General features: G+C 68.2%; 10 protein-coding genes. 9 read left to right on the forward strand and 1 reads right to left on the reverse strand.

The features are described 5' to 3' along the window. Positions 1 to 5 precede the first annotated feature (5 nt). Positions 6 to 1,763 (reverse strand): coagulation factor 5/8 type domain-containing protein, encoded by a 1,758-nt coding sequence (locus tag KCH87_RS21035; protein WP_210587716.1) that lies wholly within the window; start codon positions 1,761 to 1,763, stop codon positions 6 to 8. 227 nt (positions 1,764 to 1,990) lie between these two features. Between KCH87_RS21035 and KCH87_RS21040 the strand changes: the two genes are divergently transcribed. From KCH87_RS21040 to KCH87_RS21080, 9 genes are all read left to right on the forward strand, one after another. Further along, positions 1,991 to 3,307 carry a sugar ABC transporter substrate-binding protein gene (locus KCH87_RS21040; RefSeq protein ID WP_210587717.1) on the forward strand — a complete coding sequence of 439 codons (1,317 nt, stop codon included), beginning with the start codon at positions 1,991 to 1,993 and terminating at the stop codon, positions 3,305 to 3,307. A gap of 14 nt (positions 3,308 to 3,321) precedes the next feature. Further along, complete coding sequence (locus KCH87_RS21045) at positions 3,322 to 4,320, forward strand: carbohydrate ABC transporter permease (RefSeq protein ID WP_210587718.1); 999 nt, start codon at positions 3,322 to 3,324, stop codon at positions 4,318 to 4,320. Between the two features lie 7 nt (positions 4,321 to 4,327). After that, entirely contained in the window at positions 4,328 to 5,167 is an 840-nt protein-coding gene (locus KCH87_RS21050; RefSeq protein WP_210587892.1) for a carbohydrate ABC transporter permease, read from the forward strand. 29 nt (positions 5,168 to 5,196) lie between these two features. After that, positions 5,197 to 6,555 (forward strand): GH1 family beta-glucosidase, encoded by a 1,359-nt coding sequence (locus KCH87_RS21055; protein ID WP_210587719.1) that lies wholly within the window; start codon positions 5,197 to 5,199, stop codon positions 6,553 to 6,555. Between the two features lie 116 nt (positions 6,556 to 6,671). Beyond that, the gene (locus tag KCH87_RS21060; RefSeq protein ID WP_210587720.1) at positions 6,672 to 8,552 is read left to right on the forward strand and encodes a discoidin domain-containing protein; all 1,881 of its coding nucleotides are present in this window, start codon (positions 6,672 to 6,674) and stop codon (positions 8,550 to 8,552) included. 183 nt (positions 8,553 to 8,735) lie between these two features. Then, entirely contained in the window at positions 8,736 to 9,275 is a 540-nt protein-coding gene (locus KCH87_RS21065) for a hypothetical protein (RefSeq protein WP_210587721.1), read from the forward strand. Positions 9,276 to 9,391: 116 nt separating this feature from the next. Continuing rightward, on the forward strand, positions 9,392 to 10,243 hold the full coding sequence (locus KCH87_RS21070) for an alpha/beta fold hydrolase (protein ID WP_210587722.1): 852 nt from the start codon (positions 9,392 to 9,394) through the stop codon (positions 10,241 to 10,243). A 40-nt stretch (positions 10,244 to 10,283) separates the two neighbouring features. Beyond that, a complete protein-coding gene (locus KCH87_RS21075) occupies positions 10,284 to 12,398 on the forward strand; it encodes an McrB family protein (RefSeq protein ID WP_210587723.1) in 2,115 nt (704 codons plus the stop codon). Next, complete coding sequence (locus KCH87_RS21080; RefSeq protein WP_247196532.1) at positions 12,382 to 13,716, forward strand: McrC family protein; 1,335 nt, start codon at positions 12,382 to 12,384, stop codon at positions 13,714 to 13,716. Before KCH87_RS21075 ends, KCH87_RS21080 begins: the two co-directional genes overlap by 17 nt. Positions 13,717 to 13,881 lie beyond the last annotated feature (165 nt).

Below are 13,881 nucleotides of genomic sequence, written 5' to 3' on the forward strand. Positions count from 1 at the left end.
GTCTCTCAGGGGTACGACACCACCGTGGACGGCACCGTCGACGTCCCCGACGTGGGCGATCCGGTGTCGTTGATGACGCACTCGTACTGGCCCTGGCCGCCCAGCGAGACGACCAGCAGGTTGTGGAACTTCACGTCCGGCCGGACCGGCGCGGCGAAGCCGTGGTGCTGCACGATCGTCGGGTCGACGTTGTAGTAGCAGTAACTGCCGAGTCCCCAGCCCTCGTGCACGGTGACGTTGTCGCCGACCTTGTAGGCCGCGTAGCCCTTCATCGAGCCGTTCTGGATGGCGGCCTGGTTCGGGGCGTCGTACGCCTTCTCGTTCTGGAAGAAGATCGTGCGGCCGCGCTCGCCGAACCACTGCACGTCGTACTTGTTGAAGTGCTCCACGAACAGGCCGGTGGCGAGGACGTCGGCGCCGTTCACGACAACGCCGTAGTCGGCACGGTTGGTCTCCCAGCCGACGCCTGCGCCGTGGTCGGCGCGCCAGACCCAGGTGTGGTCGACGATGGTGTGGCGGCTGTTGATCACCATGCTGGTGGTCGCCTTGCCGGCGCCCGCGCCGCCGATGCGGATGAACACGTCCTGGACGGTGGTCGGGTTGGCGGAGTGGTCCGCGGCGGCGCCGGTCGGGCCGACCTCCAGCAGGGTCGCGGAGTTGACCGTCCCGGCGTCGACGAGGAACCCGGCCAGCCGCACGCCGTCGACGTCGGCGACCTTCAGCGCCGTGACTCCGTTGTCGGGCACCAGAGTTGCGTACCCGAGGCCCAGGACGACCGTACCCGCCCGGTTCACCTGGATCGGCTGGTCGACGTGGTAGATCCCCGGCGTCAGCAGCAGGTGAAGCCCTTGTGTGAGCGCCTGGTTGAGGGTGGCCGCCGAGTCGCCGGGCTTGGCGACGTAGAAGTCGGTGAGCGGCAGCGAGGTGCCGCGCGGCGTGCCGTTGCCCCAGGTGACGCCACGGGCGTTGACCCGCTTCTCCGGCAGGAAGATCCGGTACTCGCTCCCGTTCAGATACAGGAACGGCTTCTCGCGGGAGACCGGCGTGGTGTCGAGCGTGGTGTACGGCGGGTTCGGGAAGCTCTGCGCGGGCGCTCCCTCGACGCCGGAGAACACCTTGTTCCAGACGCCGTTGAGCCAGCTGCCGATCGCGCTGTCGCGGGTGTACCACTGCTGCTGCGAGTACGGCTGGACCTGGCCGTCGATCCGGCTGTCGGCTATGTAGCCGCCGCTCGCCCAGCCGTAGCCGTTGGGGGAGAGGTTGAGGCTGCCCCGGATGTGCATCCGGCGGAAGGGCGCCGCCTGGGCGACGGCCCAGCGGTTGGTGCCGTTGACCGGGACGAGCGCGAGGTTCTCCGCCGAACGCCAGAAGTTCTGCGTGGCGTTGCCGTTGAACCAGCCCGCGTCGACCGTGACATCCCCGTTGATGGTCGTGTCGTCGGGGGAGAGGCCGAGGCCCATGATCGAGGTGTAGAAGCCGAGTTGGGCGTTGAGGCCGTTGTAGGTGCCGGGCTTGAACAGGAGCGCGTAGCGGCCGGTGCCGAACTGCGCCGACTCCTGCTGGGCGAACACCTGGTCCAGCCTGGCCTGGATGCCGGACGTGGACGGGTCGAAGACGATCACGTTCGGACCGAGGTCACCGCCGCCGGGGAGGGCGCGCGGGCGCGGGCGGGACGGGGCGGCTGACGCGGATGCGGGCAGTGCCGCGAGGACGGGCGCGGCGGCTGCCGCGCCGAGCAGGGATCTACGGCCAAGGGTGGGCATGGGGCGGCTCCAGCTTCAGGAAGTATGCGGCTTCAGGAAGTGAATGTGGGGAGTTCTGGGAGCGCTCTCTCGCCGATGAATGCTTCAACTACCTGAACGGTTGCGTCAAGGGGTGCGACCGTACTTCGGCAAGTGATGTGCAAACCCTTGACGTGAGTCCCTTCCGAGGTTTAACTCACGTCCTAAATTAAGCCATGATGGCATTCCCTGAAGGGATACCAGGAGCCATGCGCAGCAACCGAGCCGCGGCCGTAGGCGCCGTCACCATGTCTCTCGCCCTGGCCGTCTCGGCCTGCGGAGGCGGTTCGTCCACGGACGGCGGGTCCAACGATTCGCCCAAGACGCTCACGTACTGGGCCTCGAACCAGGGCGCGAGTGTCGAGGTCGACAAGAAAGTCCTCCAGCCCGAACTCGACAAGTTCGAGAAGCAGACGGGCATCAAGGTCGAGTTGGAGGTCGTGCCCTGGTCGGATCTGCTGAACCGGATCCTCACGGCCACCACCTCCGGACAGGGCCCCGACGTCCTCAACATCGGCAACACCTGGTCGGCCTCGCTACAGGCGACCGGCGCGCTGCTGCCGTGGGACGCGAAGAACTTCGACAAGATCGGCGGCAAGGACCGTTTCGTCGACTCCGCCATCGGCTCGACGGGGGCCGAGGGGCAGGACCCGGCAGCGGTGCCGCTGTACTCGATGTCGTACGCGCTCTACTACAACAAGAAGATGTTCGCCGACGCGGGCATATCCGAGCCGCCGGCCACCTGGTCGGAGCTGATCGCCGACGGTGAGAAGCTCTCCAAGGACGGCAAGTGGGGCCTGAGCATCGAGGGCTCGAACCCGTCGGAGAACATCCACCACGCCGTCGTCTTCGCCAAGCAGCACGGGGCCGACTTCTTCACCGCCGACGGCAAGCCGGACTTCACCTCCGACGGCGCGGTCGAGGGGGTCAAGCAGTTCGTCGACCTGATGGCGAAGGACAAGATCGTCGCGCCCGGCAACGCCGAGTACGCGCAGAACCAGTCCGTGAGCGACTTCGCCAAGGGCAAGACGGCGATGCTGCTGTGGCAGTCCGCGTCCTCCAACCTCACGACGCAGGGCATGAGCGAGGACGACTTCGGCGTGGCCCCCGTGCCCGTGCAGTCCGGCACGCCGGGGACCGGCGAGAGCGTCAACTCGATGGTCATGGGCATCAACATGGCCGTCTTCAAGAACACCGACAACGTCGACGGCGCGACCGAGTTCGTGAAGTTCATGACCAGCGACGCCGAGCAGAAGATCCTCAACACGGCGTACAGCTCCATCCCGCCGGTCAAGACCGCTCAGACGGACACCGCCTTCAACACCACGGCGAACGCCGTCCTGAAGGAAACCCTCGCCAAGAGCGCCGTCGCGGCTCCGCAGGTCGCCGACGAGTCCCAGTTCGAGACGGCCGTCGGTACGGCGATCAAGGAGCTGTTCGCCGACTCGGCCGCCGGACGCGCGGTGACCACCGAGTCGGTGAAGGCCGCGCTCGAGAAGGCCCAGCAGCAGATGCCGACGAAGTGAGCGCGAGCACAAAGATGACCACCACGACCGCCTCGCCCGAGGCCGGCGATCGGACGGTACGCAAGAAATCCCCCGGGGCGGCGCGCGGCCCGCGCCGCCCCGGGCGGATCAAGCGCATCGGACTGCCGTACCTGCTCCTGCTGCCCGCCCTGCTCCTCGAACTCCTGGTCCACCTGGTGCCGATGGTGATCGGCATCTGGGTGAGCTTCAAGGAGCTCACCCAGTTCTACATCCGCGACTGGGGCACCGCGCCCTGGTCCGGCATCGACAACTACAAGATGTCGGTGGACTTCAACGCGCCCGTGGGCGAGGCGCTGCTCCACTCCTTCCTCGTCACCATCGCCTTCACCCTGCTGTCGGTCGGCCTGTGCTGGCTGATCGGCACGGCGGCCGCGGTCTACATGCAGGACACCTTCCGCGGCCGCGGCCTGCTGCGGGCGCTGTTCCTCGTCCCGTACGCGCTGCCGGTCTACGCGGCCGTCATCACCTGGGTCTTCATGTTCCAGCACGACAACGGCCTGGTGAACCATGTTCTGCACGACCAGCTCGGCCTCACCGACAAGCCCTCCTTCTGGCTCATCGGCAACAACGCCTTCATCGCGCTGCTGACGGTGTCGGTGTGGAAGGGCTGGCCGTTCGCCTTCCTCATCGTCATGGCGGGTCTCCAGAACATCCCGAAGGATCTGTACGAGGCCGCCGCGCTGGACGGCGCGGGCATGTGGCAGCAGATCCGCCGCATCACCCTGCCGTCGCTGCGCCCGGTCAACCAGGTCCTGATCCTGGTGCTGTTCCTGTGGACGTTCAACGACTTCAACACGCCCTACGTGCTGTTCGGCAAGAGCGCCCCTGAGGCCGCGGACCTCATCTCGGTGCACATCTACCAAGCCAGCTTCGTCACCTGGAACTTCGGCGCCGGATCCGCGATGTCGGTGCTGCTGCTGCTCTTCCTGCTCGTGGTGACGGGCGTGTACCTGGCGCTGACCTCCCGAGGAAGGAAGACGGCCGATGTCTAGCTCCCCGATGGCCCCGCCCCGCTCCTTCATCTGGTCCCGGCGGATCTTCCTCACCGTGCTCACCGGGTTCGTGCTGGTGCCGGTGTACGTCATGCTGTCCAGCTCGCTGAAGCCGTTGCAGGACGTCCAGGGCAAGTTCCGCTGGCTGCCGACCGAGCTGACCTTCCGCCCGTACATCGACATCTGGTCGACGATCCCGCTCGCGCGGTACTTCCTGAACTCGGTGATCGTGGCGGGTGCGGCGACGGTCTGCTCCGTGGTCATCGCGGTGTTCTCCGCGTACGCCGTCAGCCGCTACGACTTCCGCGGCAAGCGCGTCTTCACGGTCACCGTGCTGTCCACGCAGATGTTCCCCGGCATCCTCTTCCTGCTGCCGCTGTTCCTCATCTACGTCAACATCGGCAACGCCACCGGTATCGCCCTGTTCGGATCCCGTGGCGGGCTGATCCTCACGTACCTCACCTTCTCGCTGCCGTTCTCGATCTGGATGCTGATCGGGTACTTCGACTCGGTGCCGCGCGAGCTGGACGAGGCGGCTCTGGTGGACGGCTGCGGACCGCTCGGTGCGCTGTTCCGGGTCGTGGTGCCGGCGGCGATCCCCGGGATCGTCGCGGTCGCCGTCTACGCCTTCATGACCGCCTGGGGCGAAGTGCTGTTCGCGTCGGTGATGACCAACGAGACCACCCGCACACTCGCCGTCGGGCTCCAGGGCTACTCCACGCTCTACAACGTGTACTGGAACCAGATCATGGCCGCCTCACTCGTGGTGAGCGTCCCCGTGGTCGCCGGTTTCCTCCTCCTCCAGCGCTATCTCGTCGCCGGGCTGACGGCCGGAGCCGTCAAGTGACCAACTCTCCCGATTCCGAAGGGACTTCCGTGACCATCGACCTCGCCGCACTCCCGCACGACTTCTTGTGGGGCACGGCCACCTCGGCGTACCAGATCGAGGGAGCCGTGGCGGAGGACGGCCGTTCTCCGTCGATCTGGGACACCTTCTCGCACACCCCCGGCAAGATCGCGGGCAATGACCACGGCGATGTCGCCTGCGACCATTACCATCGCTGGCGCGAGGACATCGAGCTGATGCGCCAACTGGGCACGAACGCCTACCGGTTGTCGATCGCCTGGCCGCGCGTCGTGCCGGGCGGCGACGGACCGGTGAACGCCAAGGGCCTCGCCTTCTACGACAAGTTGGTCGACGGTCTGCTGGAGGCGGGCATCACCCCGTCCGTCACCCTTTATCACTGGGACCTTCCGCAGGCTCTCCAGGACCGCGGCGGCTGGCCGGAGCGCGCGACCGCCGAGCACTTCGCCGTGTACGCCTCGGCCGTCGCCGAACGCCTCGGTGACCGCGTCGGCCACTGGGCCACGCTCAACGAGCCGCTGTGCTCGGCCTGGATCGGCCACCTCGAAGGCAAGATGGCCCCCGGCCTCACCGACCTGACCGCCGCGGTCCGCGCCTCGTACCACCTGCTGCTGGCCCACGGCCTCGCCGTACAGGCCATCCGCGCGGCCGCGCCGGACGCCCAGGTCGGCATCGTCAACAACCTCTCCACCGTGCACGCCGCCACCGACCGCCCCGAGGACGTCGCCGCCGCCATGCGGATGGACGGCCACACCAACCGCTGGTGGCTGGACCCGGTCCACGGCCGCGGCTTCCCGGCGGACATGCGCGAGGTCTACGGCGTCGAACTCCCGGAACAGAAGGGGGACCTGGAGACGATGGCCGCGCCGCTGGACTGGCTGGGCCTGAACTACTACTTCCCGGCGACCGTCGCCGACGACCCCGCGGGCCCGGCCCCGCACGCCCGCTCCGTCCGCCGTATCGGCGTGCCGCGCACCGGCATGGACTGGGAGATCGACGCGAGCGGCATCGAGGCGCTGCTGCTCCGCCTCACCCAGGAGTACGGCCCCCGCAAGCTGTACGTCACCGAGAACGGCTCCGCCTACCCGGACGTCGTACGCCCCGACGGCACCGTCGACGACCCGGAGCGGCAGGACTACCTGACCAAGCACCTGGCCGCCTGCGCCTCCGCCGCCCGCCAGGGTGCCCCGCTGGCCGGCTACTTCGCCTGGTCGCTGCTGGACAACTTCGAGTGGGCGTACGGCTACGACAAGCGCTTCGGCCTGGTGCACGTCGACTACCGGACCCAGGTCCGCACGATCAAGGGCACCGGTCATCACTACGCGGAGATCATCCGCGGACACCGGGACCGGGCGGCACGGGCCGCCTGAGACAGGCCGCCATGGTGGGCTGTGGGAGCGGGCCCACCATGGCGGTCACACCGACCTCTTCGCATGTCATGAACGTGTCAGGTCTGCGCACTATCCATCTTCTCAAGGAGACCCGCATGAGCGTTCGCACCTCTCGCACCCTGCTCACCGCCCTGGCCGCGCTAGCCCTGCTGGCCGCGGCACCGGCCATCACCGCACCGGCCGCCGCCGCGCCCGCCGCAGTGGCGGCCGCGTGGGACAGCGACCGCGCGGCCGCCGCCTACACCGCCGACCCGGCCGCCGTCACCGCCTCCGGCAGCGAGAACGCCGGTACCGCCCCCGGCCTCGCCTTCGACGGCAACGGCTCCACCCGCTGGGCCAGCAACTTCGCCGACGACGCCTGGCTCCGTGTCGACCTCGGCTCGACGATCCACGTCGACCGGGTCGTCCTGGACTGGGAGGCCGCCTACGGCAAGAGATACGTGCTGGAGGTGTCCAAGAACGGCACGGACTGGACGCCGTTCTACACGGAGACCAACGGAACCGGCGGAACGGTCACCGCGCACACCTACCCCCAGGAAGTGACGGGCCGTTACCTCCGGCTGCGCGGCATCGTACGCGCCACGCCGTACGGCTACTCGCTGTGGTCCTTCCGCGTCTACGGCGGTGAACCGGCCCCGGCGTCGACGACCCGCACCAACCTCGCCCTCAACCACCCGGCGTACTCCAACCTCTATCAGCACGCCGGGAATTCGCCCGCCTTCGTCACGGACGGGGGCCGGCCCGCGAACCTCAAGGACGACCAGACCCGTTGGTCGAGCGACTGGAACGCCGACCGCTGGATCTCGGTCGACCTCGGCGCGACCTCGACGATCGACACCGTCGACCTGTACTGGGAGGCGGCCTACGCCGTCGACTACCAGCTCCAGGTCTCCGACGACAACCGCACCTGGCGCACGGTGTACCAGCCCTCCGCGGCCGAGGTCGCCGCCCGCCGCGCGGACGTCAAGTCCCCCGCCGAGGCGGTCGGCCGCCACGACAGCGTGCGGCTGCCCACCCCCGCGACCGGCCGGTACGTCCGGATGCTCGGCAAGGAGCGCCGTTCCTTCTACAACCCGGCGCCCGCCACGGCCCAATTCGGTTACTCCCTCTACGAGTTCGAGGTATGGGGTACCGGCGGCAGCGCCACGGCCGCCTACCCGGCCCTGCCCGGGGAGCAGTCGGGGACGTACCAGACGACGTTCTTCGACGACTTCACGGGGACGAGTCTCGACCGCTCCAAGTGGCGGGTCGTCAGAACCGGTCACGAGATGGGCCCGGTCAACGGGGAGTCCCAGGCATACGTCGACTCCACCGACACCATCGCCACCCAGAACGGCAGCCTGCTGCTGAAGTCCAAGTACTGCAACGACTGCACCCAGACACCGGCCGGGACCTTCGACTTCACCTCCGGGCGCATCGACACCAACACCAAGTTCGACTTCACGTACGGGAAGGTCAGCGCCCGGCTGAAACTGCCGGTCGGCGACGGCTTCTGGCCGGCCTTCTGGCTGCTCGGCAGCAACGTCGACGACCCGTCGGTGTCCTGGCCCGCCTCCGGCGAGACCGACATCATGGAGAACGTCGGCTACGCGGACTGGACGAGCACCGCGCTGCACGGCCCCGGCTACTCGGCGGAGGGCAACGTCGGCGCCCGCCAGATCTACCCCGGCGGCGGCCGTGCCGACGCGTGGCACACCTACGCGGTGGAGTGGACACCGACGGGCATGCGCTTCTACGTCGACGACCTCCTCGTCCAGGAGACGACCCGCAACAAGCTGGAGTCCACCCGCGGCCAGTGGGTCTTCGACCACAACCAGTACGTCATCCTCAACCTCGCCCTCGGCGGCGCCTACCCGGCCGGCTGGAACCAGGTCACCACCCCGTACTGGGGCCTGCCGCAGTCCAGCGTCGACAAGGTCGCGGCCGGGGGAGTGCAGGCGGAGGTGGACTGGGTGCGGGTGGAGCAGAAGCGCTGACGGCGGGCGGGCGGGCGGGGAGGGGGAGTCGGGGAGAGCGTTAGCGACGCGCGCGCTCTGGGCCGGTGCGGAACTCGGCCCAGAGCCGCTTGTTTCACAGATCGTCCGGCGGATCGTCACGCGTTGGGATGAAGTGCCCATCACCGCCGCCGTTCGTGGTTTCCCGGCCCCTATGGTCTGCACATGAGCTTGTCCTTCCGCCGCAACCCCGACGGCACGACCACTGGCCGCAACGTCGATACCGGCTTCACCGTGACGGACGCCGACGAGGAAGAGGTCAAGCGGCGCTTGTACGAAGACGCCGGTTGGGACTACACGCCTCCGCCGCCTCCCGCGCCGCCCGGCTACCACCGATTCGCGTTGGTGGACGACTGGTTCGGTGACGGAGGCTTCGATGACGAGCGGTACGCGAGCCTGCGTGAGAACCCGCCGGACGGCTGCATCCCCGTCGACTGGGGCTCCTTTGCTCTGCAGTGCGAGCGGCCAGGGGCCACGCTTCTTGACGCCGTCGCGGACACCGTGGCCGAGATCCGTCGAGAGCACGGGCTCGTCATGAACAGTCTCGGCATCGAGAAGCCCGACGAGTGGTTCGGTGAAGGAATGAACGGTTACAAGGGGGAGGTTGTGGCCCACTTGCTGCTCGCAGCGGTCTATCGGGCCCGGCTCATTGGCTACGGGCGCGAGGACCTGCTGCGTCTACTCGACGCGACGGGCGTCGAGTAGACGGATTCAAGGGGCGGGGCTCGGGTCACCACCATTCGTACGTGTCTGTCCCTGGCCGGATACGGCCAGGGACAATTCGTTTGCCGCGCCCCCAACCCCCTGACAGGCTCGCGCACATGCCGACGTTCTCCGCGCCTGACGGAACGACCCTCGCTTTCCACGTGTCCGGAGAGACCGGTCCTCCCGTGCTCTGCCTGCCCGGCGGCCCCGCCGCCTCCGCCTACCTCGGCGATCTGGGCGGTCTCTCCGCACACCGACAGCTGATCAAGCTGGACCTCCGCGGCACCGGCGACTCGGCGACCCCGCGGGCCATGGACACCTGCCGCTGTGACCGCATGGTCGACGACGCCGAGGCTCTCCGCGCACACCTCGGCCTCGATCGCGTCGATCTGCTGGCCCACTGCGGAGGCGCCAACCTGGCGACGCAGTACGCGGCCCGCCACCCCGAGCGGATCAGCAGCCTCACACTGATCACCCCGAGTACCCGGGCGGTCGGCCTCCCCATCACCGGTGACGACCGCCGGGAGATCGCGCTGCTGCGCAGGGAGGAACCATGGTTCCCGGAGGCGTACGCGGCGCTGGAGGAGATCGTCGCGGGTAAGCCCACCGCCGACAGCTGGCAGGCGATTGCCCCCTTCTCCTACGGCCGTTGGGACGACGTGGCCCGCGCCCACCAGGCCGCATCCGACGCGGAGGACAACGGGGAGGTCATGGCCGCCTACGCCGCCGAGGGCGCCTTCACCCCGGACGCCACCCGCAAGGCCCTCGCCGACTTCGCGGCACCGGTCCTCGTACTCGCGGGTGAGGTCGACATGGCCGCCCCGCCTCGCGTGATGGCGGAGTGCGCTGCTCTGTTCCCGGACGCGGAAATGGTCGTACAGCCGGGCGCGGGGCACTTTCCGTGGCTGGATGATGCGGAGTGGTTCGTGACGACGGTGGCGAAGTTCTGCAACGGACTTTCTGGCTAGCGGGCCAACAGGGCCGTCCGCCATGGGGAATCATGGTCGGATGGACACCGGGGAAGACGTTGCGGGGGCGGCGAAGGTCTTCGACAGGGCTGGTCTGGCAGGGGTGGTGGCGTCGGCGGAGCGCGACCGCTTACGGGTGATCGAGGAGTTCCCGCTCGCCGGATGGGCCGATCTTCCAGTGGAGCGGTACGCCCTCGGCGCGGGGGAGCAGCGGCCCTTCTGCTGGATGCTCGAGTACGGGACCGACGACTACGGCAGCATGAGGGGCGGCAGTGCCGCCAAGCACATCATGTACCGCCATCACAGCGGCGAATGGCGACTGCCCGCCCCGCTGCGCAAGCTGGACCCTGATGAGGCCTGGCAACTGGTCCGTGCAGAGTTCGAGGTGGCGTTCGAGGCTGCCGAGCGCAAGGACTTCAGCAGGATCGACGATCTCAACACCCTGTCCTTCGGCCAGGCGCTCGTCACCAAGGCGCTGGCCGTCTACTTTCCGGACGAGTTCCTGCCCATCTACTCCGCCTCCCACGTACGGCACTTCACTCAGGGGCTCGGCGGGAGAGCACACCAGGCATACGGCAACGTCCGCACCTGGCAGGCCAATCGCGAACTGCTCGGACTGGTGAGGGGCCGGCCCGAGTTCGACGGATGGCATTCCGTGGAGGTCATGCGCTTCCTGTACGCGGAGTACGACCCGCGGGCACGCCGTCGTCAGGTGTGGAAGATCGCTCCCGGAGAACGCGCGCGGTTGTGGGAGGAGTGCCGTGAAGGCGGGCACATCCGTGTCGCGTGGGACGAGACCGGCGACCTCGGCCGGTACGAGAGCGACACCGAACTCAAGCAGATGCTGGACAGCGAGCACCCCGAGTCGGCCGGGGCCAACCTCAGGCACGCCCGTCAACTGTTGGCCCTCCGCGACCTGGAGCCAGGGGACTTGATCGTCGCGAACCGTGGCAAGTCCGAGGTGCTCGCGCTGGGAACGGTCAGCGGTGGATATGTCTACGACGAGTCGTACGACATATACCGGCACAAGGTCCCGGTTGACTGGGACGAGTCCTACGCACAGACCTTCGACGCCCCGGAGAACGCCTGGCAGCAGACTTTCGCCACGGTCTCGGAGCACTTGCTCCGACGCATTGGGCAAGGGCGTGCGGTCGTGGCGGCCCCGCGTCTCGGGTTCGAGGCCGCCACGGACGACTTTCCGGTGGCGGTACAGCAGGTGCTGGAAGCGCTGGAGCACAAGGGCCAAGTCATCCTCTATGGGCCGCCGGGCACGGGGAAGACCCGGCTGGCGCTGAGCGCGGCCCTGGCACTGGCGGGCAGGGCGGATGCCATTCATGCCCCGGCCGCCGAGCGGGCATCGGCCCTGGCCGGTCTGCTGCCCGCGCCGGAAAGCGACGACATAGCACAGGTGACCTTGGTGACGTTCCATCCCTCGTATGGCTACGAGGACTTCGTCGAGGGGTACAAGCCGGAGCCTGTCGCCGACCAGCCAGGGCTCAACCTCCAACTGCGGACGGGCGTATTCCTCCGGATCTGCGAGGCCGCCGAGCAATCGCCCGACCGGACCTACCTCTTGATCATCGATGAGATCAACCGCGGTGATCTCCCGCGTGTCCTGGGCGAGCTCGTCACCCTGTTGGAGATCGACAAGCGGACCATACCGGTCAAGCTGCCGATCAGTGGTCGGCAGATCAGGATTCCCCGCAACGTGCGGGTGATCGGAACGATGAATACGGCCGACCGCAGCATCGGCCATCTGGATGTTGCGATCCGACGCCGCTTCAGGTTCGTCGAGGTCGCTCCCGACCTCGACGCGGTGGACACCTCAGTAGGCGGGCTCGACCTTGCGGCGTTCCTCGCGGTGCTCAACAGCAGGCTCGTCCGCGAGTTCGGACCGGACCATCAGATCGGCCACGCCTGCCTCCTGCGTGACGATCGCCCCCTGAGGACGGAGGAGGAACTTGCCGCGGTCTTCTACCACGACATCGTTCCGCAGATCGAGGACCACAGTCTGGGCCGGGGGGAACCCATGCAGGCCATTCTGGGAGACCTGATCGACCCGGTGTCAGGTCGCATCGCCCGGATGGGACCACAGGATCTCGCGAGCAAGCTCGCCGCAGAGTTCGCCGAGTCCGACGATGCAGTCCAGAACTGACCGCATGCCCCGGCTGCCCGACCTCGTCGTCAAGGAGTACAAGTCCGCCGAACTGACCCTCGACCAGGTCACCGAGACCGACCAGCGCAGTCTGCGGTCCCTCGCGGAAAGGAACCACATCGGGCTGCGGCCGACACGTACAGGCTGGAGCGTCACCGCACGTTCGACGGTCGGTGTGTTCGTGCTGCAACGGGTGCGGCTGATCCTCAGACCGAAGTTCACGATTCCCGGCCGGCAGCTGATCTCGTGGCTTTGCTACGCGAACGGAGTCCCGGTCCCGCACGAGCCCACGCTCCGGCAGTGGCCGACCGGCAGTTCCGGCTACGTCGACGCCGTGCTTCCCGCGCTGTTGACCGAGTGCCGGTCACTGCTCAGCCAAGGGCTGCGGCGGGACTACGTGCGGACCGACCGGGTGGAGCCGATGTTGCGCGGACGCCTCGACGCCATGGCGCAGGCAACCCGTCGCTACGGCGCCGTAGATCAACTGCACGTGCGGACCTTCGAGCGCGACGTGGAGGTCTGGGAGAACCTGGTGTGCGGTGCCGCACTGTCCGCCGCGGTACCACTGGCATCCCACGCCACGCTGGCCCGCGCGCTCAAGGACACCGCCGCCGAATTCCCGCGGCCACGGCTCCCGGTCACCGCCCCACGCATGCTCGCACGAGCCCGCTACAACCGCCTCAACACCCGCTACCGCCCGGCCCACGCCTGGGCGCGGCTGGTCCTGGGAGGCGGCGGCGTCACCGATCTGCTGACGGACCGTGGCCTTCGGGCGGACAGCATGCTGCTGAAGATGGACCGCCTGTGGGAACTCGTGGTGCGGCAGATGGCAGGCAGCGTGGCGGCCGAGTTCGGGGGTCGTGCGGTCGGCAGCGGCGGCGAGAACGCCATCAGGACGACTGGCGACATGGCCATCACCCACAAGCCGTTCAGCCCCGACGTGCTACTGAGGTTCGACTCCCCGGTGTCACGGTTCCTGCCGGTCGACGCCAAGTACATCGCGTACGGCGACCGAACGGTGAGCGCCCACGACCGGCACCAACTCCTCACCTACATCGCCGGATACACCGGCCCCGACGCACCACTCGCGGTCATCCTCCATCCCAACCCGGACGCCGCGTCCAGCCGCACGCTGCGCATCGACGGACCTCTCGGCCACCTCGGAGAGATCAGAGTGCTGGGCGTGGATACCCGACTTCCGCCCGATCAGGCGGCTGAGCCGCTGCGGCGACTGGTGGCGGACTTCGTCGGCGCGACTGGATCTACGGGCTGCGTGGGGATTGCTGGTCATGCCCTTGCGGTGACGCCCGGTGCGTAGCGTGACTTTCCTACGGCCGTTGGGACGACGTCCCCCGCGCTCACCAGGCAGCCTCGGACGCCACCCGCAAGGGCCTCGTCGTCTCAAGGCGGCCGTGGCGGGGTTTCTCACACCGGCCCGGTGATCACCTCGACCGCTTACTGCATATGATGTGCAAGTGCACAA

Source organism: Streptomyces sp. GESEQ-35, assembly GCF_017948485.1.
Lineage (GTDB): Bacteria > Actinomycetota > Actinomycetes > Streptomycetales > Streptomycetaceae > Streptomyces.